The sequence below is a fragment of the Hufsiella arboris genome (assembly GCF_009834875.1).
Classification (GTDB): domain Bacteria; phylum Bacteroidota; class Bacteroidia; order Sphingobacteriales; family Sphingobacteriaceae; genus Hufsiella_A; species Hufsiella_A arboris.
In genome coordinates this window covers 218,009-240,870 of sequence record NZ_WVHT01000004.1, presented here as the reverse complement: position 1 = coordinate 240,870, position 22,862 = coordinate 218,009, and the positions used below count along the sequence as shown (strand labels likewise).

22 protein-coding genes are annotated in these 22,862 nt (G+C 41.9%); 6 read left to right on the top strand and 16 right to left on the bottom strand.

The features are described 5' to 3' along the window. Positions 1 to 221 precede the first annotated feature (221 nt). Positions 222 to 620: a VOC family protein gene (locus GS399_RS10375; protein ID WP_160844551.1), complete on the top strand. Its 399-nt coding sequence runs from the start codon at positions 222 to 224 to the stop codon at positions 618 to 620. Positions 621 to 751: 131 nt separating this feature from the next. Here the strand turns inward: GS399_RS10375 and GS399_RS10370 are convergent, their stop codons facing one another. The 3 genes from GS399_RS10370 to GS399_RS10360 all read right to left on the bottom strand — a co-directional run bounded on the left by GS399_RS10370 (position 752) and on the right by GS399_RS10360 (position 3,860). After that, on the bottom strand, positions 752 to 1,477 hold the full coding sequence (locus GS399_RS10370; RefSeq protein ID WP_160844550.1) for a methyltransferase family protein: 726 nt from the start codon (positions 1,475 to 1,477) through the stop codon (positions 752 to 754). A gap of 1 nt (position 1,478) precedes the next feature. Beyond that, the gene (gene cmoA, locus GS399_RS10365) at positions 1,479 to 2,213 is read right to left on the bottom strand and encodes a carboxy-S-adenosyl-L-methionine synthase CmoA (protein ID WP_369410121.1); all 735 of its coding nucleotides are present in this window, start codon (positions 2,211 to 2,213) and stop codon (positions 1,479 to 1,481) included. 84 nt (positions 2,214 to 2,297) lie between these two features. Further along, positions 2,298 to 3,860: an ArnT family glycosyltransferase gene (locus GS399_RS10360; protein WP_160844549.1), complete on the bottom strand. Its 1,563-nt coding sequence runs from the start codon at positions 3,858 to 3,860 to the stop codon at positions 2,298 to 2,300. A gap of 122 nt (positions 3,861 to 3,982) precedes the next feature. Between GS399_RS10360 and GS399_RS10355 the strand changes: the two genes are divergently transcribed. From GS399_RS10355 to GS399_RS10345, 3 genes are all read left to right on the top strand, one after another. Next, the gene (locus GS399_RS10355; RefSeq protein ID WP_160844548.1) at positions 3,983 to 4,855 is read left to right on the top strand and encodes a carbon-nitrogen hydrolase; all 873 of its coding nucleotides are present in this window, start codon (positions 3,983 to 3,985) and stop codon (positions 4,853 to 4,855) included. Positions 4,856 to 4,950: 95 nt separating this feature from the next. Next, complete coding sequence (locus GS399_RS10350; protein WP_160844547.1) at positions 4,951 to 5,304, top strand: four helix bundle protein; 354 nt, start codon at positions 4,951 to 4,953, stop codon at positions 5,302 to 5,304. A gap of 2 nt (positions 5,305 to 5,306) precedes the next feature. Next, entirely contained in the window at positions 5,307 to 6,389 is a 1,083-nt protein-coding gene (locus GS399_RS10345; RefSeq protein ID WP_160844546.1) for an agmatine deiminase family protein, read from the top strand. A 134-nt stretch (positions 6,390 to 6,523) separates the two neighbouring features. On the opposite strand, the gene GS399_RS10340 is transcribed toward GS399_RS10345, so the two are convergent. The 10 genes from GS399_RS10340 to rpsA form a co-directional block, all read right to left on the bottom strand. Continuing rightward, the gene (locus GS399_RS10340; protein ID WP_160844545.1) at positions 6,524 to 7,807 is read right to left on the bottom strand and encodes a bifunctional folylpolyglutamate synthase/dihydrofolate synthase; all 1,284 of its coding nucleotides are present in this window, start codon (positions 7,805 to 7,807) and stop codon (positions 6,524 to 6,526) included. A gap of 18 nt (positions 7,808 to 7,825) precedes the next feature. After that, the gene (locus GS399_RS10335; RefSeq protein ID WP_369410118.1) at positions 7,826 to 8,659 is read right to left on the bottom strand and encodes an energy transducer TonB; all 834 of its coding nucleotides are present in this window, start codon (positions 8,657 to 8,659) and stop codon (positions 7,826 to 7,828) included. After that, positions 8,656 to 9,054: an ExbD/TolR family protein gene (locus GS399_RS10330; RefSeq protein WP_160844544.1), complete on the bottom strand. Its 399-nt coding sequence runs from the start codon at positions 9,052 to 9,054 to the stop codon at positions 8,656 to 8,658. The genes GS399_RS10335 and GS399_RS10330 overlap by 4 nt, the downstream gene beginning before the upstream one ends. Then, positions 9,051 to 9,752, bottom strand: a complete 702-nt coding sequence (locus GS399_RS10325) for a MotA/TolQ/ExbB proton channel family protein (protein WP_160844543.1) — start codon at positions 9,750 to 9,752, stop codon at positions 9,051 to 9,053. The genes GS399_RS10330 and GS399_RS10325 overlap by 4 nt, the downstream gene beginning before the upstream one ends. 1 nt (position 9,753) lies before the next feature. Then, positions 9,754 to 10,851, bottom strand: a complete 1,098-nt coding sequence (locus GS399_RS10320) for an SPOR domain-containing protein (protein WP_160844542.1) — start codon at positions 10,849 to 10,851, stop codon at positions 9,754 to 9,756. Between the two features lie 43 nt (positions 10,852 to 10,894). After that, positions 10,895 to 12,640 (bottom strand): porin family protein, encoded by a 1,746-nt coding sequence (locus GS399_RS10315; RefSeq protein WP_160844541.1) that lies wholly within the window; start codon positions 12,638 to 12,640, stop codon positions 10,895 to 10,897. Between the two features lie 3 nt (positions 12,641 to 12,643). Then, entirely contained in the window at positions 12,644 to 15,661 is a 3,018-nt protein-coding gene (locus GS399_RS10310; RefSeq protein WP_160844540.1) for a tetratricopeptide repeat protein, read from the bottom strand. A gap of 129 nt (positions 15,662 to 15,790) precedes the next feature. Then, on the bottom strand, positions 15,791 to 16,729 hold the full coding sequence (locus GS399_RS10305; RefSeq protein WP_160844539.1) for an aspartate carbamoyltransferase catalytic subunit: 939 nt from the start codon (positions 16,727 to 16,729) through the stop codon (positions 15,791 to 15,793). 21 nt (positions 16,730 to 16,750) lie between these two features. Next, positions 16,751 to 17,293: a bifunctional pyr operon transcriptional regulator/uracil phosphoribosyltransferase PyrR gene (gene pyrR / locus GS399_RS10300; protein ID WP_160844538.1), complete on the bottom strand. Its 543-nt coding sequence runs from the start codon at positions 17,291 to 17,293 to the stop codon at positions 16,751 to 16,753. Positions 17,294 to 17,438: 145 nt separating this feature from the next. Then, positions 17,439 to 19,397 (bottom strand): 30S ribosomal protein S1, encoded by a 1,959-nt coding sequence (gene rpsA / locus GS399_RS10295; RefSeq protein ID WP_160844537.1) that lies wholly within the window; start codon positions 19,395 to 19,397, stop codon positions 17,439 to 17,441. A gap of 516 nt (positions 19,398 to 19,913) precedes the next feature. Between rpsA and GS399_RS10290 the strand changes: the two genes are divergently transcribed. Then, the gene (locus GS399_RS10290; protein WP_160844536.1) at positions 19,914 to 20,144 is read left to right on the top strand and encodes a hypothetical protein; all 231 of its coding nucleotides are present in this window, start codon (positions 19,914 to 19,916) and stop codon (positions 20,142 to 20,144) included. Here the strand turns inward: GS399_RS10290 and GS399_RS10285 are convergent. Together GS399_RS10285 and cmk are read right to left on the bottom strand one after the other, a co-directional pair. Further along, positions 20,141 to 20,704, bottom strand: a complete 564-nt coding sequence (locus tag GS399_RS10285; protein ID WP_160844535.1) for a hypothetical protein — start codon at positions 20,702 to 20,704, stop codon at positions 20,141 to 20,143. The genes GS399_RS10290 and GS399_RS10285 overlap by 4 nt on opposite strands. Positions 20,705 to 20,707: 3 nt before the next feature. Beyond that, on the bottom strand, positions 20,708 to 21,382 hold the full coding sequence (cmk, locus tag GS399_RS10280) for a (d)CMP kinase (RefSeq protein ID WP_160844534.1): 675 nt from the start codon (positions 21,380 to 21,382) through the stop codon (positions 20,708 to 20,710). Positions 21,383 to 21,470: 88 nt separating this feature from the next. Here cmk and arfB point away from each other — a divergent pair, with 88 nt between their 5' ends. Then, positions 21,471 to 21,875 carry an alternative ribosome rescue aminoacyl-tRNA hydrolase ArfB gene (arfB, locus tag GS399_RS10275; protein ID WP_160844533.1) on the top strand — a complete coding sequence of 135 codons (405 nt, stop codon included), beginning with the start codon at positions 21,471 to 21,473 and terminating at the stop codon, positions 21,873 to 21,875. Here arfB and GS399_RS10270 read toward each other — a convergent pair. Continuing rightward, the gene (locus GS399_RS10270) at positions 21,872 to 22,795 is read right to left on the bottom strand and encodes a lipid A deacylase LpxR family protein (protein WP_160844532.1); all 924 of its coding nucleotides are present in this window, start codon (positions 22,793 to 22,795) and stop codon (positions 21,872 to 21,874) included. The genes arfB and GS399_RS10270 overlap by 4 nt on opposite strands. Positions 22,796 to 22,862: the final 67 nt, after the last annotated feature.

Below are 22,862 nucleotides of genomic sequence, written 5' to 3'. Positions count from 1 at the left end.
AATCGGGTGAAGCAGTCCCGTTTTCCGCTATAGTTTTTGCCTTAGCGAATCTGCGGAATGAACGTCTGTGCAGGCAAAAAGCTGCCGCTTCAACCGGGTTTAAAATGAACGGACATACCTTCGAAACCGGCATCGCTTCAAAGACAGAATAGTTTACTCCAAATCAATAAAACGCAAACAGTTAATTGCTGTTAACCTATAGACGACCAACATTAAAACTTATGAAAATCAGAAACATCTGGGGAAACCTTGTGGTCAAAGACCTTGATAAAACACAAAAATTTTACACCGACCTGGGCTTCCGGCAGAACGGACAGCCGGACGAAGGCAGGCTGATCAGCTTCTCGTTTGCCGAAAGCAATTTCATTATCAATTTTTTCACCGAAAAAGGATTCGCCAAAGGCCTTACAGCCGATTTTGCCGATGCTACCAAAGAAACGGAAATTATGTTTTCACTTTCGGCTGATAGCCGGGAGGAAGTCGACCAGTGGCACGAAAAGGTTCAGTCGATAGGCGGCACCATCGTCGGCGCGCCGCAGAACGTGGGCGAGGGTTATACTTTCAGCTTTGCCGATCCTGATGGCCATAAATATAATTTTTTGTACTGGCCGGGAATGTAGATCCTGGTGTTAGAAATCGGGGCTAACTAACGGGAGTAGGATTTTTCGCAGCGATGAAAGGAGGAACAATTTGTTTATCACCTGGGATAGAGGAGATCGCCGCCTTAGCAGCGATCTGCCTGGCTAGCTGATCAATCAACCAGCCTTTTACTTTTCTTCATATATCTTACAAACAGGTAGATCGCGGTGAGCGAAAGCAGCACAATGATCAGCAATGTGTTGCGAAACGTTTCGTCATCGCCTAAAAGCTCTGTTCTGTATTTTGTAAGCAGAATAAGCGCGATCCCGGCGAGCCAGACATATTGCGTGTTATATTCTTTCAATATCCAGCGTTTGTAGTTAAAGCGCATGCCGCTAAACGTTTGTCCGATGTTTTTCAAGCTAATCCACCAGCGATTTACCCGGTTGCAATACTCGTCAAACTGATCTCCGAATTTTGAACGCAGAAAATTTTCTTCGGCTAACACAATTGCCTGGTAAATAAATAAGAACAGCGGAATAAAAATACAAACGTAAATAAGCGAATTGGATAAAATTCCTACACCAACGAGCATCAGTATATTCCCGACATACAACGGATTACGGCCGTGATTAAAGATACCTTCCGTCACAAGTGCTTCGGCGTAAACTTTCTTGTCTTTTCCGCCGCGAACAATATATGCAAGTCCGATTGTCGCACCGCGTATCAACTGACCTGTAATAGTTACTATTAGTCCGATAATGATAGGGAACAGATAATATTTATCGCCAAAAGTCTCCGGTCTGAAAATGTTTGGAGACGGGATAAACAAGGCGAGATAAAGAAATATAAACAGGATATTCCTGTATTTGAAAAAGAAATTACCGATTGAAATCATGTTATTGTTTAACTGCAATTAAGCCGCAGAAGTTATACCATTTAAAGAAAGTTTCGCAGTGGCCAAAGCCGGCCTCACGCAGCATATGGTAATTTTCGCTTAGTTTGTAAGGAATGAGAACGTTTTCCAGGGCCTCTCTTTTCTGTGAGATTTCCAGTTCGCTGTAGTTGTTGCGTCGTTTGTAGTTGTAGTAGTACTTGATAAATTCACGGTTGAAGGTGCTCTCTTCGGCAAGAATTTTTTCCACCACGATAAGCACTCCACCTGGTACTAATCCGTCGACAATTGTTTTTAATAGTTTATCACGACTTATCGGGCGGACAAACTGTAATGTCAGGCATAGCACCACGACAGAAGCATTGTTTATTGTTATCTTGTCGTTTAAATCTTCAGCGCGCAATTCGAATGGCCTGGTGAAACCTGATTCTTTAAGTTTTAAAGCGCATTTTTCGAGCATTTGCGGTGATTCGTCGACTCCTATAAATCGAATGTCCGGCGAAATCAGGGTGTTCATCCCGATCATAGTAGTACCGGTTGAGCAGCCGAGATCATATACATCGGTTCCTGGTTGCGCAAAATCTGCCGCTAATTCGGCTGTCATGCGCTGCATCTCGTTGTAATAAGGCACGGAACGGCTAACCATGTCATCAAATACATTAGCTACCGTAGTGCCGAATTTAAAATCTGCAATTTTCTTTATTTCATCATCAAAGACCTTGTCTTTAGGTTGATCAATTTTAGAAGTATTAATAATTTTCCGGTTAATAATGAGCTACTAAAATATAACTATAAAAGTGAAATTAAAGTATACCGGAAAATTCTATTCGATTTCTTCATAGATTACCGAATACTGCCTGCTAAACACATCCCTGCTTTTGCTGATAAGTTTCAAATTTTTCATGGAATCCAATTCCGCTGACACGAAAGCCTTACTTACGATGAGTAGTCTGGGATGTGCTTTTAAAGCAGAGTCTAATTGCTGTAGGTTTTGAATTTCAGGAATAGTTTTCTTCGCAGTGAAAACGAAGGCATCATTGAAGTTTTTATATGCGACTACTACCTTGCCGGAAGTAAGGATCTCCTCATTTTTGCGCATCGAAGTTTGTGAATCCATCGCCGGAAAAATAATGGTGAACAGCAAGAAAGAAACGGCCATGTAGCTGCCGGCTATGGTTAATAATAAATCAGCATTGTCCTTTTGCCTGCGAAAATAGGCTGAAAGCGTGATCAGGGGAATTAGAATCAATGGATAAGCTAACCAGTTCACTGAAGTTAGCGGCTCTGTTTTGGACGCCCAAAAGAAGATTCCGACAGGTAACGAAAAACTAACCAGGGTGATGAACCAAAATTCCCATTTCAAAAACTTGAAGTCTTTCGTTTCTGCAATTTCGGAAATCCAGTATCCTAGTAAAATAGCAAAAAACGGGTACGACGGTGTCGTATAATTGAAAAGCTTTGTGCTTGAGAAGCAATAAAACAACACGACTATCAATGCAGAGACGGTTGTATATAAGACAGCCTCATTGCTTTTTAACTGTTTGCCGATAAACTGTGAAGCCCTGATAAAAAACACCGAGAAAGGAAATAATCCAGCTATAACAAATGCGAAAGTTAATAGAAATATTCCGCTATGATTGTCAACTGCTTTTTCGAAACGACTGATATTGTGCTCGAAAAAGAAACCCTGCGTCCACGCCCCATTTGTTTTTTCGTGTACGAGGTAATACCAGGGAACACTTACAATTGCGATAATTAAAACTCCAAACCAGGGGTGTAATAAATAGATATTTTTCCAGGTGAATTGTTTTTTTATCAGCAGGAAGACAAAAATCCCCAATGCCGGCAAAAGAAATCCTATGGGGCCTTTGGCTAATAATCCGAGCCCGAACATAACATACATCCAGGCATACCATTTAAACTTTTTGCTCGTCCAGCCTTCATAAAAGAAAAAGACTGAGAAGGCATGTGTAAAAATTAAATAGGGGTCGGGAGTAGCAAGCCTGAATTGTATAATAGCATGGACTGAAGCCAGCAGAATAGCCGCCGACCATGTCGCCGTGCGTTCGTTGAAGTGTTTTTTAGCAAACAGGTAGGTGCCGAATATAACCAGTAAGCCGCAAATTGAGGAAAATAAACGGGCACTTCCTTCGCTGACGCCGAAAAGCCGGAAAGATGTTATCATTGCGAAATACTCAAGTGCCGGTTTGTCAGTTCGCAGATTACCATTGAATGTTGGCACGATCCAGTCATTACGGCTATGCATCTCGTAGGCGCATTCAACGTTCCTGGCTTCTGCCACCTGGAAAACGCTCATCGCGCCCAGGCGAATAAAAAGCAGAATAACAGCGCAGATAAAGAGATACCAGGTTGTTCTGTTGTTCATAATCCGAGTCTTACAAAAACAAAGGAAAGAAGATTAGCTTGCAAAAGTAAATTTATGCTTCAATTACAGTTCTGTCGTGCTGATTACTTATTTTTGCAGCCTTAAAAATCATCAGGTTTACCATGGCAAAAAACGTTAAAGTAGGGCTTGTTCAGATGAGCTGCACTGCAGATAAGGAGCAAAACTTATCCAAGGCGATTGAAAAGGTTAAAGAAGCAGCGGCAAAAGGAGCACAGATCGTCTGCCTTCAGGAGCTGTTTACTTCCCTGTATTTTTGTGACGAGGAAAACTACGATAACTTCTCTTTAGCAGAAGCAATTCCAGGTCCTTCAACAGATGCGTTAAGCAAAATTGCCGGAGAATTGAACGTTGTGATTATCGCTTCCTTATTTGAAAAACGTACACAGGGAATTTATCATAATACTACTGCGGTTCTGGATGCTGATGGGTCTTACCTTGGCAAGTACCGGAAAATGCACATTCCTGACGATCCGGGATTTTACGAGAAGTTTTATTTTACGCCCGGCGATCTGGGATATAAAGTTTTCAAAACGAAGTTCGCTACAATAGGCGTATTGATTTGCTGGGATCAATGGTATCCGGAAGCCGCGCGCATTACATCCTTAATGGGCGCTGAGATCTTATTTTATCCAACTGCAATTGGTTGGGCTCATACGCAGGATCTCCCTACGAACACTGAACAATACAACGCATGGCAAACTATTCAGCGGAGCCACGCGGTTGCAAACGGAGTTCATGTGGTGAGCGTAAACCGGGTTGGCTCAGAAGCAGGAATTCGTTTTTGGGGCGGATCATTTGTTGCGAATCCATTCGGTTCCGTGCTTTACCAGGCATCTCATGAGGACGAAGAAGTTAAAGTTATGGAGATTGATCTGGGCAAAACCGACAGCTATCGTACTCACTGGCCCTTTATGCGCGATCGTAGGATTGACTCTTATCAGCAGATTACGAAGAGGTATATTGATGAGGAGTAAGTGAAGTCGGGAAGTTTTTAAGACGGAAAGACCGAAAGTGATGGCGTTTTAGTTGTAAGTGCTTAAATTTAGATTTCTTAATCTAAACCTTATTCATGGCATTCAAATTCGAAAACTTAAAAGTATGGCAGAAGGCCGTTGATCTTTCTGACCATATCGATCGGCTAACCAAAGGCTTTCCAAAAAATGAAATATTCATTCTGACATCACAAATTAAACGGGCTGCGGATTCGGTTTCTTTAAATATAGCTGAAGGTTCCACCGGCCAGTCCAACGCTGAATTTAAAAGGTTTTTAGGCTATGCGCTACGGTCGAACATTGAAGTTGTTGGCTGTTTGCATCTCGCCAAAAGACGAAATTATATAGAACATGATCATTTCCTAACTCTTTACAACAACTGTGAAGAGATTTTAGTGATGATTAACGCTTTGAAAAAATCTTTAAGTTAACTATGAAATCCGACTTTTCGACTTCCGGTCTTCCGGACTTTGCTGACTCTTTCCCCGCCTCCCTCGGCTACACCTTCCCGCCCGAATGGGCCGAACATGAAGCAACCTGGTTGAGCTGGCCGCATAAGGAAGCGAGCTGGCCGGGCAAAATTGAATCGATATATCCTGTTTACAGCGAGTTCGTAAAAATACTCACGGAAGGAGAGAAGGTACGGATTAATGTCGCCGATGAGTTGTTGCGGCAGCAGGCAATTTCACATCTCGTCAAAGCTGGCGCTGATATGTCGCAGGTTGAATTTTATTTGAACCCGACAAACGATGCCTGGTGCAGGGATCATGGGCCGGCATTTTTAATAAATCCTAAGGCTGCTCGAAAAAAGGTCATCGTCGACTGGGGTTTCAATGCATGGGGCGGTAAATATCCCCCGTTTGATCTCGACGACGTTATTCCTACAAGAATCGGTAATCAATTTAACATTCCGGTATATCACCCGGGCATTATTATGGAGGGCGGATCAGTTGAGTTTAACGGTGCGGGTACCGTGTTAACATCCACCTGTTGCCTGTTAAATGAAAACCGCAATCCGCATCTCAATCAAAAACAGATTGAAGAGTACCTGGAAAATTATTACGGAATCAAACAAGTTCTTTGGGTCGATGAAGGCATCATTGGCGATGACACTGATGGCCATATTGACGACACCATTCGTTTCGTGAATGAAGACACGGTACTAACAGTTGTCGAGGAAAACAAAAGCGACGAGAATTATGAACTTCTTCAGCAAAATCTGAAAGCCTTAAAGGAAATGCGTCTTTTAAATGGTAAGCAGTTAAATATTATCGAGCTGCCAATGCCGGATGCTGTAATTTATGAGGATACGCGTTTGCCTGCATCTTACGCTAATTTCTACATCAGCAACAAACATGTTATTGTTCCGACCTACAGAAGCAAGCACGATGACAAGGCTTTAGATATTATTCAATCCTGCTTTTCTTCGCGCAAGGTTGTTGGCCTCGATTCGACAGACATCATATGGGGTTTGGGAAGTTTCCATTGCTTAAGCCAGCAGGAACCGAAGGTGTAAATAGATTTTTAGAAATTTTTTTGGTGTTTTAACGCGCTTTGCGCTGTCTCTTTTTGGCAGAAAAGCCTAAAAGGACGCCGCTTTAGTTGCTGACTCAGGCAGTGGTCGTAACCATTCCAGTAGAAATTGAATGTCTACACTATTTCTGCCACTACAAAAGTGCTTCCGCCAATAAAAATCAAATCCTCTGCCAAGGCTTCTTGTTTCGCGGCATTTAATGCTTCAGAAACGGTTGGAAAAGCATCACCAGTTAAACCGAAATTTCGCGCTTCATCAGCTAGCTCAATTGCTGGTTTCGCCCGTTCAAGCTGCGGTTGGCAGAAATAATAAATGGCATCTTTCGGAAGTAATGTCAATACTTTAGATATATCCTTGTCCTTCACCATACCAATTACCATGTGGAGTTTGTGGTATGGAACCGCCTGAATGTTTTTTACTACTTCCCGAATCCCGTCTTCATTGTGTCCGGTGTCACAGATAATGAGCGGATGCTTTTGCAGCGTCTGCCATCTTCCGGCCAGGCCTGTTAGTTCCTTAACGTTTGAAAGTGCTTTTTTCAGGTGATCAGTTGTAATATCAAATCCAAATTTTCTCAGCTGATCTACCGAACTCAAAACAGTTGACAAGTTATTGAGCTGATAGCTGCCACTCAGATCCATCGTAAACGACTGACCGTCGCTTGTCGAAGTTTCTAAAACAATGTCGCCGTACTCATTTGCCGTCCATTTGCCGTCCATTTGCCGTTCATTTGCCGTTATAACGATATCTGAGGAGGTTTCTTTTGCCTTCGCCTGAAATAAGCTAATAAGGTCCTTACGGTTTTCTCCGATAACTACAGGAACACCCGGTTTTATAATTCCGGCCTTTTCCGAAGCGATCTCCGCTAAGGTGTTTCCTAGCAAATTCATGTGATCGTAACCGATATTGGTAATCACAGAAAGGAGAGGAGTGATTACATTAGTTGAATCCAATCGGCCGCCCAGGCCAACCTCTATAATTGCGATGTCAACCTGGTGCTTTGCAAAATGATCAAATGCCAAGGCGACGGTTACTTCAAAAAATGAAGGCTCGATAGATTCGATAGTTGAGAGGCTCTTTTCAACGAAATCCACCACTTCATTTTGCTGGATCATTTCACCATTTATTCGTATTCGTTCGCGGAAATCTTTCAGGTGAGGAGAGGTATACAAGCCTGTTTTATAACCGGCCGTTTGTAATATCGCGGCGAGCATATGCGAAGTGGAACCCTTGCCGTTAGTGCCTCCAACATGAACAGATCTGAACTTATTTTGCGGGTCGTCGAGTGATTTGCAAAACGCCAGAGTATTATCTAGCCCCTTTTTTATCGCAGCAGCTCCAACGCGGGTAAACATAGGTAAACGGGCATACAGGAAATCGATCGTTTCTTGGTAATTCATTGAAACTGAAAGGCAGATTTATTTTACTTTGAATCTGAATTTAACAACGCCAACTTGTACTTCAGGAGCTGATTCAAGTTGATTAAGTCTTGCGCCGGTTACCGCTTGTTCGCATTTACGCCATAAACTCAGATCGGAAATAGTTGTGCCCCTTGCGCCAGCACGCGCATAAATTATTGTTCCCGATTTGTCCACACGAATATCGACTGCAATGATTCCTGAAGCCTGGCCGTTGTCATCGATATGCGGAATATCTACAAATCTCCGGCTTTTTAAATCCAACGCCACCCCGCCGTTTCCTGAGCCGCCTTCGCCATAATCCGGTGATAAAGGATCCCCATTCTCGCTTCCCTGGTTACCCGGTTTACTTCCTGTTCCATCGCCCTGGCCCGAAGCATTATTTTTGCTTCCTTTATATAAAGCATTGGGGTTTATCGTTGGCGCTTTATCCTTTTCAGGAAGTTTTACCGCCGACACATTGTTAGCTGGTTTTGACTCTTTCGTGTTGATCTCAGGTGCGTCTTCGGTGTTTTGGGTTACAATGTCTTTATCGTTATTCTCAGTTGTCGGGGTTGGCTGAGGATCAGTATTCGGAACAACTTTATCCGGTGCTTTTCCATTCGCGTTTGGATCCATTGAAGGCTGTTCTACACTCATGTAGTCGGTTCCCATACCTTCGTCGGCCGTTCCGTAATTCACGATAATGCCACCGGTTCCAACCTCTTCCAATGGAGCGGCGCGATTCACTATCAAAAAATAGCTCAACAATAAAAATACAACCATAATGCCGGTTGAAATTGCAACGGCTTTTGGATAATTGTTCTCACCATATTTCTGATGCGCGGTCATCATTTCTTATTCTCTGTAGCTAAAACAAGTTTAACTTTCAACTTGTTGGCGATATCTGTCAGGTTAACAACATTTTCGATGGCGATGCTGCGATCTGCAAAAAGGATGATTGTCAGATCCGGAGATGTTTGCTGATATACCTGGATTTTTTGTTCAAGCTGATCGAAAGGTACTTTCTCCTTTTCTACATAATACTCCAAGTCCTTGGTGATCGATACATTAATGGTTTTCTTTGGCACAGATTGTCCTGAGCTTGATCGCGGCAGAAATAACTTCACCACATTAGGGTTTACTACAGCAGACGCCAAAAGAAAAAACAGCAGCAAAAAGAACATGATATCGTTCAATGCCGACGTATGAACCTCTACATTCGCCTTTTTCCTTTTCCTTAAATTCATTTCCCTGGTTCTTCTAACAAATCTATAAATTCGATAGCGTCGGTTTCCATTTTCAGGATGATTTTTTCAACCATCATGTTAAGGATATGATACAAAACATAAGCCGTGATACCGATAATCAAACCAGTTGCAGAAGTGATCATTTTGGTATATAAACCTCCGGATACAGTTCCGATTTCAATAATTCCCTTCATGGAAACATCGTGGAAGATGGTGATTACACCAATAATTGTTCCCACGAAGCCGAGCATGGGAGCAATACCGGCAATGATTCCAAGGATATTAATATTTTTTTCAAGCTTGGAGACTTCCAGTTTGCCAACATTTTCAATAGCCGCTTCAATGTCTTTGATAGGACGCCCGATCCGTAATAAACCTTTCTGCAGCATGCGGCCCAATGGAGTATTACTATTCCGGCACAGCGCGATTGCCGAATCTAATTTGCCGGATAAAATACTTTGGCGTACCTGGAAAATTAGGTTCGTCTCGTCTTTTGAAGCTTTCCGGATGGTAATATAACGTTCTATGAAAATAACCAATCCAAGAAAAGCGATAAGTGCTAAAGGAAGCATTACCCAGCCACCTTTAAATAGTAGGTCGATAAAACGTAAATCCTGAACCTGCTGAACAGCTTCGGTTGCAGCTTTGGCAGTGTCCACAGGTATCGCTGAGGGTGTATCAATTTGTAATAAAAGCATATTATTGTGTTATTTTCAATTCTTTGAGGTAAGCACCGGGTTGTATTTTCTTAAATCGTGGAAGTTCCTTCTCTGCCGAGCTCCTATCTTTAAAAGATCCCAAACTAACTAATATCCATTTTTTAGTTCTTTTAACCACGCGTGCATCAAAACCCGCCGAACGTAAATTCTTAACATAACTATCGGCATCCTTCTGATTTGCTAATGCTGCTCCGATGATTTCCACTGTTGTTCTGGACGCAGGATTCGGCAATGTTTTTGTTTTAACAGAAATTTCGGCTGTGTCTCTTGCTTTTTCTACCTGTAAATCGGCTTTTTTTGCATTCGCCATCACGCTGTCGGCAAACGAAAGAGAATCAGATTCCGTCGCCTGTTTAGGTGCAGGCGATATTTTCGGAGCCGGCTTCGGCTTGTCCAAGTGGTTAAAATAACTATTAATTTGCGGATAGTAATACTGAATAACAGCCGCTGCTGCCGCTATTACCACCAATGTGGTTAGAATGATAATCCACTTATTGCTGCGCCTTGAAAGTACTTCGTCTGGCTCATTCGTTTCGTCTTCAGATATCGCTTCCGCCAGGTCCGGAACAGCTGGCTCATGGGCAACCAGAGGCTGCTTAATAGCAGGAGCGGGACTGTTAAGATTTACGGCGGCTCCGCTATATGGTTTTGTTTCGGCCGCTGCAGAAACTAACTTAACAAGATCTTCAACTGGCTGCAGACCGAAATTTGCCTCATCGGAATCAAAATAAGCCGGCTTGAATTGAAAGCGCTCATCGTTTCTTGTAAACCGGCCAAGGCTGCCGGCATCGGCAACTCCCGTTTCGTTCAGTTTGCGGTTAATTTCGCCACCGAAATTTGTTGCGAAATAACGTGCAGAATTTTCGGATATATTTCTGCTGCTGACTATATGATCGACAAGTACAGCATCATTTTCTACCTCATCTCGGAAGCCTATATGCTGGTGGCCAGGAAAAAACGTGTTTGTTTCCGGATCAAAATAAGACGGTGAATTTGTTTTGAAAAAACTTCCAAAACCGGGCACGCCGACCACATCATGGTCGTTCAGAAGTTCTGTTATGTATTGCCCAATATCCATCCGGGTAAAGTTAGTTATATTTTTAAGCCGGCAAAATTAACGATCAGAACGAATAGTTTAAACCTCCAAGGAAATTGATTCCTACTTTTGGATAATACAGGTATCGTTCGTATTGTGAATTAAGGATATTGTTTACCCTCAGATAAATACCAATGTTATTTTTAAGACGGTATTCTGCGCCGCCGCTCAGATCGACATAGCTGTCAAGCGTCAATATCTGATCAGGATTTGCCGGAACAAAGGCCTTTGATCCTCCGTTTATCACTACTTCTCCATCAACAGAAAATGCTTTGTTGATGTTAGCCCGAACATTTGAGACTAACTGAAGCGTTGGTTTAAACCATGCTTCCCGTTGTTGCGAAACATCATAATTCGATGTTATAAAGCGACCCGTCCAAAGTATTGCTTCCGACGCCTTTAAGCTGATTTCACCTTCCAGGCTGAATACCTTTGCTTTTGAATCGTAAGTCAGGTCGAATTTATTAGGTGACTGGCTATCATTGATAAAGAGGGGCATGTTTTCAATGGTGCGATAGGAAACCATTGCTTTATACCCAAATCCGGCACCGGCGTTACCCTTTATCCCGCCAAAAATATTGCTTTTTTCCAGCGCGTTTACAATAGCGATATTTTGATTGATGTAAGGGTTTTCAGTCGCAGTATTTCGTAACGAGGTTTTAATGACATCTCCGGTGTATCCCGCGAATATGGTTGCGTATTCAGGTGCGAGGGCGAATTCCGCGGTTACGTCAGGTAGAAAGTTGGTACTGGTTGAATCACCAAATTCACTCGCGAAATTCAAGCCGATCTTCAGCATATAGTTAGTTCCCTGAAACTTTACGTAAGGTTTCAGCCTGAAAATATTGTTGCTGGTATTAAATAACGGCTGATTGATATTGGTGAAGTCGCCCACCAGATTAGCGCCAACGTTAAACTGGTTGATCGCCTTGTTTACATACCCGTCCAGTTTGAAAGAAGTTTCTTTCTGATCCGTTTTGTTATTCAGATAATAGGCGTTTGCCTTCACTTTATATTCTACGGCTTGATCATCCTGATTGAAGTTATTGCCGATATCGCCGTTTAATTCGATCAAGTTGTAGGTTTGCTTTTCGATATCTGTCGTCGGTGCCGGTTGTTCCGGTATGAACCCATAAAAGTTTGTCGCAAACCGATGATAAGTCAGATCTCCGTTGACCGCAAATTTATCCTGGATGCTTCTTCCAAAAATTCCGAATTGCTGCCGCGAAACTTTTTGCCCGTCAATATCACCTTTTTGGTTAAAATGCTTGAAAAATACGCCGCCCTGTAAAGCTTCATCCTTCCCGGTGTTTACATAAACTTCTCCAAAGCCGGTTGCAAGGTTACCAAGCCCGATTTTAACATAGTTATTTGTTAATTCTGGTTGAATAATCTCTGCCAGTGGCTGAGATTGTAATTGCCTGATATCGCTGTTTTGTTCCAGCCTTTTATCGCTGATAGAGTAATTTAGCTGCGGTTTGAACGTTTTGTTCAGATCCATTTCGGGCGAACGCCTGATTTTAGAAACATCCGCAAGCACCGGTTTGTACGGCCTTACAACCTCAATTTCTTCGGCTACGGCATTGCTGGCAGCATCCTGTTTTTTGTCGGTTGTTGCCGGCGTTGTTTTTTCAGCGGGCTTTGTTGTTTTATCGGCTGGTTTGGCAGTTTTGTCTGCCGGCTTTTTGTCCGCAGGTTTTTTCTGAGCAAATGCTCCGGAACCTGCCGCAACAGTTAATGCTATACTTAAAATAAAATAGTTGAATCTCATGTTCTATTTTTTATCACTAATTGTTCCCAACCTTGCTTTTGCCGTCGGTAACACATCGTCATCACCCTTATAATTTTCTATGACACTTTGAAGAGTACTCTTTGCCTGGAAATCATCTTTCAGGGCGATATAATTATCCGCAAGTAAAATGAAGCTTTTAGCTACCCAGTAATCGAACGACGGCATTTTGTTGATCAGCTCAAAGGCGGTTTTTTGAGATGCTTTATATTCGCCGCGGGAGTATTGAATATTCGCGATGTTATATTTCGCTTCTGCTGCGGAAATATTCTGGGTTTTCGCAACAACGCTTTCGAATTGCTTGTAGGCGCTTGTGGTATCCTCTTTCATCAGGTATGCCTTGCCGGCATAAAGCGTTGCGCGATTTTTATCATCTTCCGATGATTTTTCGAAAGCTTTGATCAGGGTGGCGTATTTCAGAACATCATCTGCCATACCCATATTGCTGTATGAATCGATCAGGTTGTTAATCGCATAACCATAATGGGATTTGTATTCCGATGTGGTTTCCAGCTTTTTAAGATAGACCACCGCTTCGTTATATTTCTTCTGTTTTAGATACAGGTTCGAAATGCTGATCAGAGCACGTTCAGTATAGTCGCTTGTCCAGTCATTTAAAATATAGGCATAGTCTGGTATCGCTTCATCCGGGCGACCAATTTTAACCAGGGATTCCGCCCTGATAAATTTGGCCTGCTTATCATTTACCGCTTTAGGGAACTTGTCAAAGTAAGCATTTACAGCCTGGAATGCGCCGTTATAATCTCCTTTCAAAAATAGGTTATTCGCCGCCTGGAACATGATATTGTCCTGTTCGTAAGTGCTCAGATTTCCAATTCCGGTAGTATTGGCATAGCCTAAAAATCCACTTGCATCACCTTTATCCAGGTAAATATTTTTAACGGATTCAAGAGCTTGCTTAGCTTCGTCTGTGGTAGAGTAATCTTTAACAACACGTTCAAAAGTCGCCTTGGCTGCTTCATCATCTTTCTGATTGTACTGAACTAAGCCAATTGTAACTAAGGCGCGTGGGACATAACTGCTTCGCGGATATTTAGCGATTAGGTTTGTCAGGTCGTTTTTAGAGCGGTCATAATCGCCTTTGACAAAATACGTATAGGCCATTTCAAAGCCGGCGTCATCAGCATAGTTCGAATTGGGATACCGATCTATTAAAGCCTGGTGGGTGGCAATTTTTGCATCGTATTGCTCCTGTAATCCCTGTATCATTCCTTTCTGAAACATCGCATAATCCGTTCCCTGTGCGCCGCTTGTGATGATCCTGTTATATTCCTGCATTGCTTTGTCATAACTCTTCAAAACGAAATATGAATCGCCCAAACGCAATACTGCATCATTTATGGTATTCTGATCTTTTTCATCGCCAGTTAAAAAGCGAGCGAAGTAGTTAGCGGCTTTTGAGTAGCTTTCATTTTGAAACGCGGAATAGCCCAACGCATAATTGGCATAATTGTAAACGTCTGTTTTCTTGGCTGCAGGAATGCTAAGGAACTTTTCAAATTGCGCGACAGATTCTCCATATTTCCTTACTTCAAACATAGCCTCTGCCAGCCAGTAAGTAGCAAGGGCATAAGTTTCTTCGTCGCTTTTGTTCTGTTGTGAACGCATAAACAGCGAAATACTGTTTTCAAACGCTCGCTCATTGTAAAATTCCAGGCCACGGTAATAAGTTACCTTTTGGTAGATTGCATCGCCTTCTTCATCACGGTTGGTTATCGATTCGAGTATATCAACTGCGTCTTTGTAGTTTTTTGTACTTAGCAAAACCTCGCCAAGAAGCGTTTTTGCTTCGTTAATCCGTTTGGATTTCGGATAGGCCTTGATAAACTGTCTCGTAGCATCAAGTGCGACTGAATGAAATTCCAGCTCGTAAGAGAGTTTTGCATAATTGAACAAACCTTCTTCAGTAAGAGCTTTGTCGAAAGTGAGTTTTGAAGCCCTGAAGAAAGCGTTTCGCGCACCTTGCTTATTATTCGTTTTCAAAAATGCATTCCCCAGAACGATCATTCCGTTTTGATAATAAATATCGGGCGAGTTCATTTTCTCCAGTTCTTTGATTGCGTTTTCGTTATTCCCTAATTTGAAATAAGTGTAACCGATCTGGTAATCGTCCTGGTTATTTTGCGTTTTTCCGTTATCCTTTTGCTGAAATTTCAGGTAATAATCTAACGCAGTTTTATAGTCGTTTTTAGCAAAATAAGTAGCGGCAACGATGCGATACATTTCACCCTTATACTGCTCATCGATGGTTTGAATCGCAGGAATCGTGTATGATAAGACGTCGTCATATCGCTTGTCAAGAAAATAAAGAGCAGAAAGATAGTACGGATAACTGCTTTGGTATTGCTTAGAGTTTTTTAGCCGTTCAAATTCACGTAATGCCGTTTTATAATCTGCATCGGCATAATTGATGTAGGCGTAGTAATAAATTGAGGATTCCTGGTATTGTCCTTTTTCTTCTTTAAGCTTAGAAAAAATTGGCTCGGCATTGTTATAGTCTTTTAGTTCAAAATAGTCATAACCGAGTTTGAAACGATATTCCTGGCTTTCGGCCCCGGTCAAACTGTTCATGTCTAACTTTTTGAACCATTCAAGCGACTTGGTATAATCTTTCTGATTGAAATAAGACTTGCCGACCTGGAAATAAGCGGATTTGGTATTAGCGCTTTCCGGATGGTTTCTGATATACTTTAAAAAAAGGCTTTCTGCATCTTCATTCGAGAGTTCAAGCGCACAAACAGCCTGGTAATATTCCGCATTCTCTTTAATTAATGAAGCATTTTTATCTCTTTCCAAATCGACGATCTGATAATCGTTAACTTTACTAAACTGATAGCTCGCTGCAGCATATTTCCCTTTTTCATAAAGTTCCATTCCACTTTTGCAGTACTGATTTATATCATACCAGGCGGTAGATTGAGCAGCAGCAGCACAACTTATCAAGCTGAAGACGAATGTTATCCGGATGTATTTTTTGTACATAGTTTGGTCTGAGAAAGCTAATTTAATATTAACAACTGCCCGAAATTAACATTAGAAATTAACAGGTGTTGAAAACAGTGAATTTAACGTAATGATTTAATAATTGGTATGCAGTGTTGAAAAATCGGCTTAACTTGCCTGTCCTGCCAGCAGATATAAAACGGCCATTCGGATTGCAACACCATTTTCTACCTGGTCTAATATAATAGACTGCTTACTGTCGGCAACATCGCTTGTTATTTCAACTCCGCGATTGATCGGGCCGGGATGCATAACGGTGATTTCCTTGTCGAGCGAATCAAGGATTCTTTTATTTAACCCATATAGCATTGAGTATTCACGAAGAGAAGGGAAATATTTAATATCCTGTCTTTCCAGCTGAATCCGCAGCATATTAGCTACGTCGCACCAGTTAAGAGCAGTAAGAAGATCATGCTCAACCTTCACGCCGAGCGATCCTATGTGTTTCGGGATCAGTGTAGTTGGCCCGCACACCATTACTTCCGCTCCAAGTTTCTGTAGGCACAAAATGTTGGATAATGCTACGCGTGAGTGAAGTATATCGCCGATTATCGCCACTTTTTTGCCGGCCACATCGCCATATTTTTCCCTGATCGAGAAAGCATCCAGTAAGGCTTGTGTTGGATGCTCATGTGCGCCGTCACCTGCATTTACAATTTGCGCATTCACATGCCTGCTCAAAAACACTCCGGCACCGGGATAAGGATGACGCATAACGATCATGTCAACCTTCATGGCGAGAATATTATTCACCGTATCGATCAATGTTTCTCCTTTGCTTACCGATGAGGACGAAGCTGCGAAATTCACAATATCTGCCGACAAGCGTTTTTGGGCAAGCTCAAAAGACAATCTCGTACGTGTCGAGTTTTCAAAAAATATATTGGCAATAGTTATATCCCGCAGGGAAGGAACTTTTTTGATTGGCCGGTTTAAAACGTCTTTAAAAGTGTCTGCTGTTTCAAAAATAAGTTCTATGTCGCGGGTTGTCAGGTCTTTTATGCCTAATAAATGCCTGGTGCTTAGTTTTTGAACGGTTTCTGACATTATTAAAATTTTTCGCGGATGTTAATCTTCTGATAATAAAATAACCTGGTCTTTCTGGTCTGCTTCTGCCCAGGTTACAACAACCCGCTGTGAACTGATCGTATCTACCTCTATCCCGATATAGTCGGCTTCAACAGGTATCTGACGGGAAAACCGACGGTCAACCAATACAAGCATTTCGACTTTTTCGGGCCGCCCGAATGCAAGCATGGCATCTAAAGCTGACCGTATCGTTCGGCCTGTCCACAATACATCGTCGATCAGAATCACTTTTTTGCCTTCGATAATAAAATCGATCTCCGTGCTGCTTGGAACGAGCGGTCCTTCCTTGCGTCTGAAGTCATCACGGTAAAACGTGATATCAAGTATTCCGCTCAAAATATTCGCGTCCGGCAAGATCTTTTTCAGCTCTTCAGAAATCCGTTGCGAAAGGTAAATTCCGCGCGGTTGAATACCTAAAATTACCGAATTGGAAAAATTATCGTGATTTTCAATAAGTTGCCTGCAAAGGCGTTGGATGGTGATTTGAAACTTCTGACCGTCGAGCAGGGTTAGTGATTGCATCAGTGGTTTTGATTTGGGCAAAGGTAGAAAAAAATGCTTTTATATCAAGTCGGCATAAGCCAGCGTCGCTGTTTGAATGGCAACTAAAACAAAAAACCCATCCGCTTTACAACGGATGGGTTAAACTTATTATTCGGAATCTAAACTATTTAGCTTCTTCTGATCCTGAAGTTTTTTTGGCTTTACTTTCAGCACCTTCCATTTGCTCTTTTAGCTGAGCAAGAACGCTTAAGTCGCCAAGTGTAGATTTCTCAACTGAATCTTTCACTTTCTTCACAGCGCTGGCAGCAGCTTTCTGATCGTTTTTACGTTGTGCATTTTCAGCGTTACGTGCTTCGTTCTTAGCTTCTTCCCAGATACGTGAGTGAGATACTACGATTCGTTTTGAATCTTTATTGAACTCGATGATTTTGAAATCAGCAACTTCATCAGCTTTTAAAGCTTTGCCATCTTCTTTGATGGTGTGTTTGCTTGGAGCAAAACCTTCAACACCATAAGGAAGCGCAATTACATCACCTTTGTCAGTTACTTTCAATACGGTTCCTTCGTGGATTGAATCCAATGTGAAGATTGTTTCGAAAGTTTCCCAAGGGTTTTCTTCTAATTGCTTGTGACCTAAACTTAATTTGCGGTTTTCTTCGTCAAGCTCTAAAACAACCACATCTAATTCTTCACCAACTTTAGTGAATTCATTTGGATGGTTGATTTTCTTAGACCATGAAAGGTCAGAGATGTGAATCAATCCGTCAACGCCTTCTTCGATTTCAACAAATACACCGAAGTTAGTCATGTTTTTAACAACAGCTTTGTGCTGGCTTCCAACAGGGTAACGTTCTGCGATGTTTTTCCATGGATCTGGAGTCAATTGTTTGATACCAAGGCTCATCTTGCGCTCATCGCGATCAAGTGTTAACACCTGAGCTTCGATTTCGTCGCCAACTTTCAGGAATTCCTGAGGGCTACGTAGGTTTTGTGACCATGACATTTCTGATACGTGGATCAATCCTTCAACACCAGGGGTGATTTCAAGGAATGCGCCGTAATCAGCAACGGTAACGATCTTACCTTTGACAGTTGAGCCAACGGCGATGTTAGTATCCAATGACTCCCAAGGATGTGGAGTTAATTGTTTCAAGCCAAGGGCGATACGTTTTTTCTCATCATCAAAGTCAAGAACAACCACGTTGATTTTCTGATCAAGTGATAATACTTCTTTCGGATGATCGATACGACCCCATGAAATATCAGTAATGTGAAGTAATCCGTCAACACCACCCAAGTCGATGAACACACCGAAGTCAGTGATATTTTTAACAGTTCCTTCAAGAACCTGTCCTTTTTCAAGTTTAGCAACGATTTCGATTTTTTGATTTTCCAAATCGTCCTCGATAAGAACTTTATGTGATACTACTACGTTTTTAAATTCGTGGTTGATCTTTACAACTTTAAATTCCATGGTTTTACCAACGTACACATCGTAATCACGAATTGGCTTAATGTCAATCTGTGATCCTGGTAAGAAGGCTTCAACACCCATGATATCAACGATCAAACCACCTTTAGTACGGCTTTTTACAAAACCATTGATGATTGTATCGTTATCCAAAGCTGCATTAATGGTTTCCCATGATTTTTGAGTTTTAGCACGCTTGCGGGAAAGTACTAACTGCCCGTTAGCATCTTCCTGAGATTCAACGAACACATCAACTGCGTCGCCAACTTTCAAGTCAGGCGTGTCGCGGAATTCAGATAATGATACCAGTCCATCAGATTTGAAACCGATGTTCAATACCACATCTTTGTTGTTAATCGATACAACGATACCAGAGATAATTTCTCCTTTGTTGATCGAGTGGAAAGTGCCGGCATACTGCTCTTCAAGCTTTGCACGCTCTTCTGCGCTGTAATTGCCGAAGCCTTTTTCATCAGCATCCCAATCAAAGTCGCCCGTTGGGGTAACCAATGTTTTGGATTTGATGTCTTCGATAGACAATGAATCAGCTTCTGATTCAATGTTTTCTTTTTCTTTCACCGAAGTGCTTACTGTTCCGAGTTCCGCTTCTTTAGCTTTTAACTCTTTTTCTGCTTCTTGTTTTTTAGCCATTAATTAATTTGTCTCCTTTTCCCGACCTCAATCGGGACTGCAAAGGTACGGAGAATATTCAATTTACTAAATCTTTTTTTCTTTTATTTTGCTGATAGTTAGACGGTTTAAAATATGGGTTGCACAGCCTTAATGATTCGGCCGTCCCGTTTCGTCACCACAGTTATTAAGTCAATACGAACAACGGCTTGTGTTCGCAAAAGCCTAAGGATAATCTCTTTAAAACGAGCCGTTACAGCTTTTGGCGGATGCAGTGCTGCTCTGCGTTTCAAGTTTTTGTGAACGCTTTTAGTGGGATTGACGGTACTGCATCAAAAAGCTTTCCTCTTCGATCTGGTTTATTGAACTAAGGACGGAAGCATCAAACTTGCTTCCAATAATAATAATTGAGTGTCTCAACTTAATGATATTGTCTGGCCTGCCATTACTTGCCGAAATTCCGGAAGCTATAATATAAGCGTGATAATGTTTCTAAAACCATAGGCAGTCAAAAGCGTTTTCTTAAAAAGCTTAATTATGGAAAACCAGGAAAAGAACCACGAACGTATAACAAAAGGTGAGGACGAACTAAGTGCCCGGGCCGGTGACGAAAACTCAAGACATGGTGCTACCCATGATGAGTCATTTAAAACTACACCCCGAAAAAACCGGTTGGGCTGGGAAAATCCCCAGGATGAGCAAATGTTCGAATCATTCAACGATATCAGAGAACAAAGAGGGGAAAAACCTGAAGACGAGGAGGCCTAAAGTTTCCTGATAGTAATCGGTTGGTTATCAATTATTACACTGATAAACTTTTCATTTCCCGGTTTAACAGGTGAAGTAAATTTTCCTTTGACCAGGCTGGCTTGAAATAGGATGGTTTCCCGTGCCTGATATAGCCAGTTAAGTGAATATTCTTTGATGATCAGCGTATGCTCTGTCCGGAAGTCGCAGGTAATTTCCAAGTGATTATTATCAAAGTTTAAAACCAGTTCTTTTCTGTAAGCATCGTCAATAAATGTCTGCTTAACTTGTTCAAGAAGCATATTGGTAATTGGCGCCAGGCCATTAACAATCTTTACGCCGGCGTTTTGCTTTTTAAAGGCATCCGACAGTAAATCTTTTTGCTGCTTTTTAATTCCTCTGCCAATAACGATCAAGTCGAAATCTTTGCCGTTGAAGTCGGTTAAAACTGTTTTTAAATTTGCGGAATGCGAGGTTACAAATCCTTCTTTTTGTAGTTTTCCAACGAATTGTACCAGTACACTGGCCTTTGTCCCAATGGCGAGAATTCTTTTACCGATGTATGTTGTCGGTTCGCTCACGGATCACTGATTTAGCTTCGTTATTTTATCCAGCGCAAATGCCAGCTGTTGTTCTTCAGTTAAATTGGTATTGTCTAAAATTACCGCATCTTCGGCGCGGATGAGCGGACTTTCTAACCGGGTTGTATCCTGGTAATCCCGATGGGCAATATTTTCAAAAACTTCTTCGAGTGTAATATTTTCACCTTTCGCTTCTAACTCTTTAAAACGGCGTTCCGCGCGAATTTTAGGATCTGCTGTCATGAAAATTTTTAGTTGTGCATTCGGAAAAACTGTGGTTCCGATATCGCGGCCATCCATGACAATGTTTTTTGAACGTCCCATTCGCTGCTGTTGTTTTACCATTTCAGTGCGCACAGCTTTAATGGCGCTGACTTCGCTTACCAGCTCAGAGACGGGCATATGGCGGATTTCGTCTGAAACTTCTTCTTCGTTTAGTGTGATGTGGGTTTGATAATCCCGGGAATGAAACTCTAGATGAACTGCGTCAAGTGCCTCTTTAACCGCCTGTGCGTCCTGCAAATTAATACGGTTTCTCAGGAAATAGAGGGTGACAGCCCGGTACATTGCACCACTATCGATATAAATATAATGAAGTTTCTTTGCAAGGGCCTTCGCTAGTGTACTCTTTCCGCAAGATGAATAGCCATCAATGGCGATTACGATGTTTTTGCTCACGGGGCAAAAATAATTTTAAATTGTGAATTACCGGTTACGATTTGCCAACACTTGTCTGCCTTTTCACCATAGTTGTTATTTTCGCCAGATGTTAACACTCAACGAGCTTCTCCCAAACATCACATACAAAACATCCCGTAGCGGTGGTAAGGGAGGTCAAAATGTAAATAAGGTCTCGACAAAAGTTGAACTGAATTATGATTTTAGGCAGTCTGTGTTTTTAAATGAGGATCAAAAATCAAGCATTGCAAATAAGCTGGTAAATAGGTTGAATGCAAAAGGTGCTATCCAGGTTGTTTCTCAGGAATCAAGGGGCCAGCTTGGAAATAAGGAGCTTTGTAATCAAAAGCTACTGCAGTTAATTAATAGTGCGTTATACATTCCAAAAACAAGGAAGCCAACGAAACCCGGTAAGGCTGCTGTTCTGAAACGGCTTGATAATAAAAGAAACCAGGCACTGAAAAAAATCGACCGAAGAAAGGATGTTCTTTAATTAAACAGATAAGAAACGCTTGCTGATCCCCATTGATGAGCCCTGGCAGAACTTTCAATTTCCTTTGTATGGAAAATAGCAGATAGGCCGACAACCCAATGGTTTTTAGCATAAACGCCTCCAAGTTCAGTTGAGAAAACGAATGGTTTGGAGTCAAAAGTTATAGGACCTTTATCTTTAACATATAATCCCCCGCTGACGGTGCCGTCATACACTACAAGGTTCAACGCTGGTTTTAGATAGAAGAAAAATTCGCGTTTTACGTTCTCACTTTTCCTGGTAATGCGGGCGTGCATGCTCGCCGACTGGCTAAGCGAATTTATCGCACCGGCTCGCATAAGTAAACTAATGCCAGCACCGGTAAAAGTTGTTCCTAAATTGGCTCTTCCGTTAAAACTAATATCCGTCGATCCTCCGTTGCTTCTTGCAATCAGGCCGGTATAAGTTACCGACGAATTTACCTCAAATTCATTGTTTAGCTGGTATTGCCAGCTGTTTGGTTCGTAAAAACCAGCTATGGAATGGATAAGCTTTTGTGCTTGTTCACCTAATGCGGATGGACCGATTACGCCGGTTTGTAGCGAAGCCTTTAATACATGGTCGTTTTGTAGAAACCAGGTGAATCCGAAACCTGCATATAAATAAGCTGTTATGGATCTGTCAACGTACACTGGATCGGGAATATAGCCAGATTGCGCGTTGAACATTTTCTGGCCAACCTCGATTTCCCAGATTTTCTTTACATTATTGCCTGAGTAAGCTGAGGAATCGGCAGCGTGCCTGAAATAGAAGAATAGCCCGTTGGTGTAATAACGGTCGCTCCCCTGCGCCAGATATGAGTCATTGTCACTCTTAAATCCAATCTCATTTTTGAAAGTACGATCCTGCGAAAAACATGTCAGTGAAAAAAAAGTGACCATAACGGTCATTGAGATTCTGAGATAAGCCTTCATTAGTGGCGCAAAAATAGAAACCCTGCTTGCATAA

What these genes read in the sequence shown, in the direction of transcription:
- GS399_RS10335 (WP_369410118.1), bottom strand. Translation starts at nt 8,659, where the DNA reads ATGATGACCGCGCATCAGAAATATGGTGAGAACAATTATCCAAAAGCC.
- GS399_RS10330 (WP_160844544.1), bottom strand. Translation starts at nt 9,054, where the DNA reads ATGAATTTAAGGAAAAGGAAAAAGGCGAATGTAGAGGTTCATACGTCG.
- rpsA (WP_160844537.1), bottom strand. Translation starts at nt 19,397, where the DNA reads ATGGCTAAAAAACAAGAAGCAGAAAAAGAGTTAAAAGCTAAAGAAGCG.
- GS399_RS10355 (WP_160844548.1), top strand. Translation starts at nt 3,983, where the DNA reads ATGGCAAAAAACGTTAAAGTAGGGCTTGTTCAGATGAGCTGCACTGCA.
- GS399_RS10370 (WP_160844550.1), bottom strand. Translation starts at nt 1,477, where the DNA reads ATGATTTCAATCGGTAATTTCTTTTTCAAATACAGGAATATCCTGTTT.
- GS399_RS10290 (WP_160844536.1), top strand. Translation starts at nt 19,914, where the DNA reads ATGGAAAACCAGGAAAAGAACCACGAACGTATAACAAAAGGTGAGGAC.
- GS399_RS10315 (WP_160844541.1), bottom strand. Translation starts at nt 12,640, where the DNA reads ATGAGATTCAACTATTTTATTTTAAGTATAGCATTAACTGTTGCGGCA.
- GS399_RS10375 (WP_160844551.1), top strand. Translation starts at nt 222, where the DNA reads ATGAAAATCAGAAACATCTGGGGAAACCTTGTGGTCAAAGACCTTGAT.
- GS399_RS10340 (WP_160844545.1), bottom strand. Translation starts at nt 7,807, where the DNA reads ATGAATTACCAAGAAACGATCGATTTCCTGTATGCCCGTTTACCTATG.
- pyrR (WP_160844538.1), bottom strand. Translation starts at nt 17,293, where the DNA reads ATGCAATCACTAACCCTGCTCGACGGTCAGAAGTTTCAAATCACCATC.
- GS399_RS10360 (WP_160844549.1), bottom strand. Translation starts at nt 3,860, where the DNA reads ATGAACAACAGAACAACCTGGTATCTCTTTATCTGCGCTGTTATTCTG.
- GS399_RS10350 (WP_160844547.1), top strand. Translation starts at nt 4,951, where the DNA reads ATGGCATTCAAATTCGAAAACTTAAAAGTATGGCAGAAGGCCGTTGAT.
- GS399_RS10325 (WP_160844543.1), bottom strand. Translation starts at nt 9,752, where the DNA reads ATGCTTTTATTACAAATTGATACACCCTCAGCGATACCTGTGGACACT.
- GS399_RS10320 (WP_160844542.1), bottom strand. Translation starts at nt 10,851, where the DNA reads ATGGATATTGGGCAATACATAACAGAACTTCTGAACGACCATGATGTG.
- GS399_RS10305 (WP_160844539.1), bottom strand. Translation starts at nt 16,729, where the DNA reads ATGTCAGAAACCGTTCAAAAACTAAGCACCAGGCATTTATTAGGCATA.
- GS399_RS10310 (WP_160844540.1), bottom strand. Translation starts at nt 15,661, where the DNA reads ATGTACAAAAAATACATCCGGATAACATTCGTCTTCAGCTTGATAAGT.
- GS399_RS10345 (WP_160844546.1), top strand. Translation starts at nt 5,307, where the DNA reads ATGAAATCCGACTTTTCGACTTCCGGTCTTCCGGACTTTGCTGACTCT.
- GS399_RS10270 (WP_160844532.1), bottom strand. Translation starts at nt 22,795, where the DNA reads ATGGTCACTTTTTTTTCACTGACATGTTTTTCGCAGGATCGTACTTTC.
- arfB (WP_160844533.1), top strand. Translation starts at nt 21,471, where the DNA reads ATGTTAACACTCAACGAGCTTCTCCCAAACATCACATACAAAACATCC.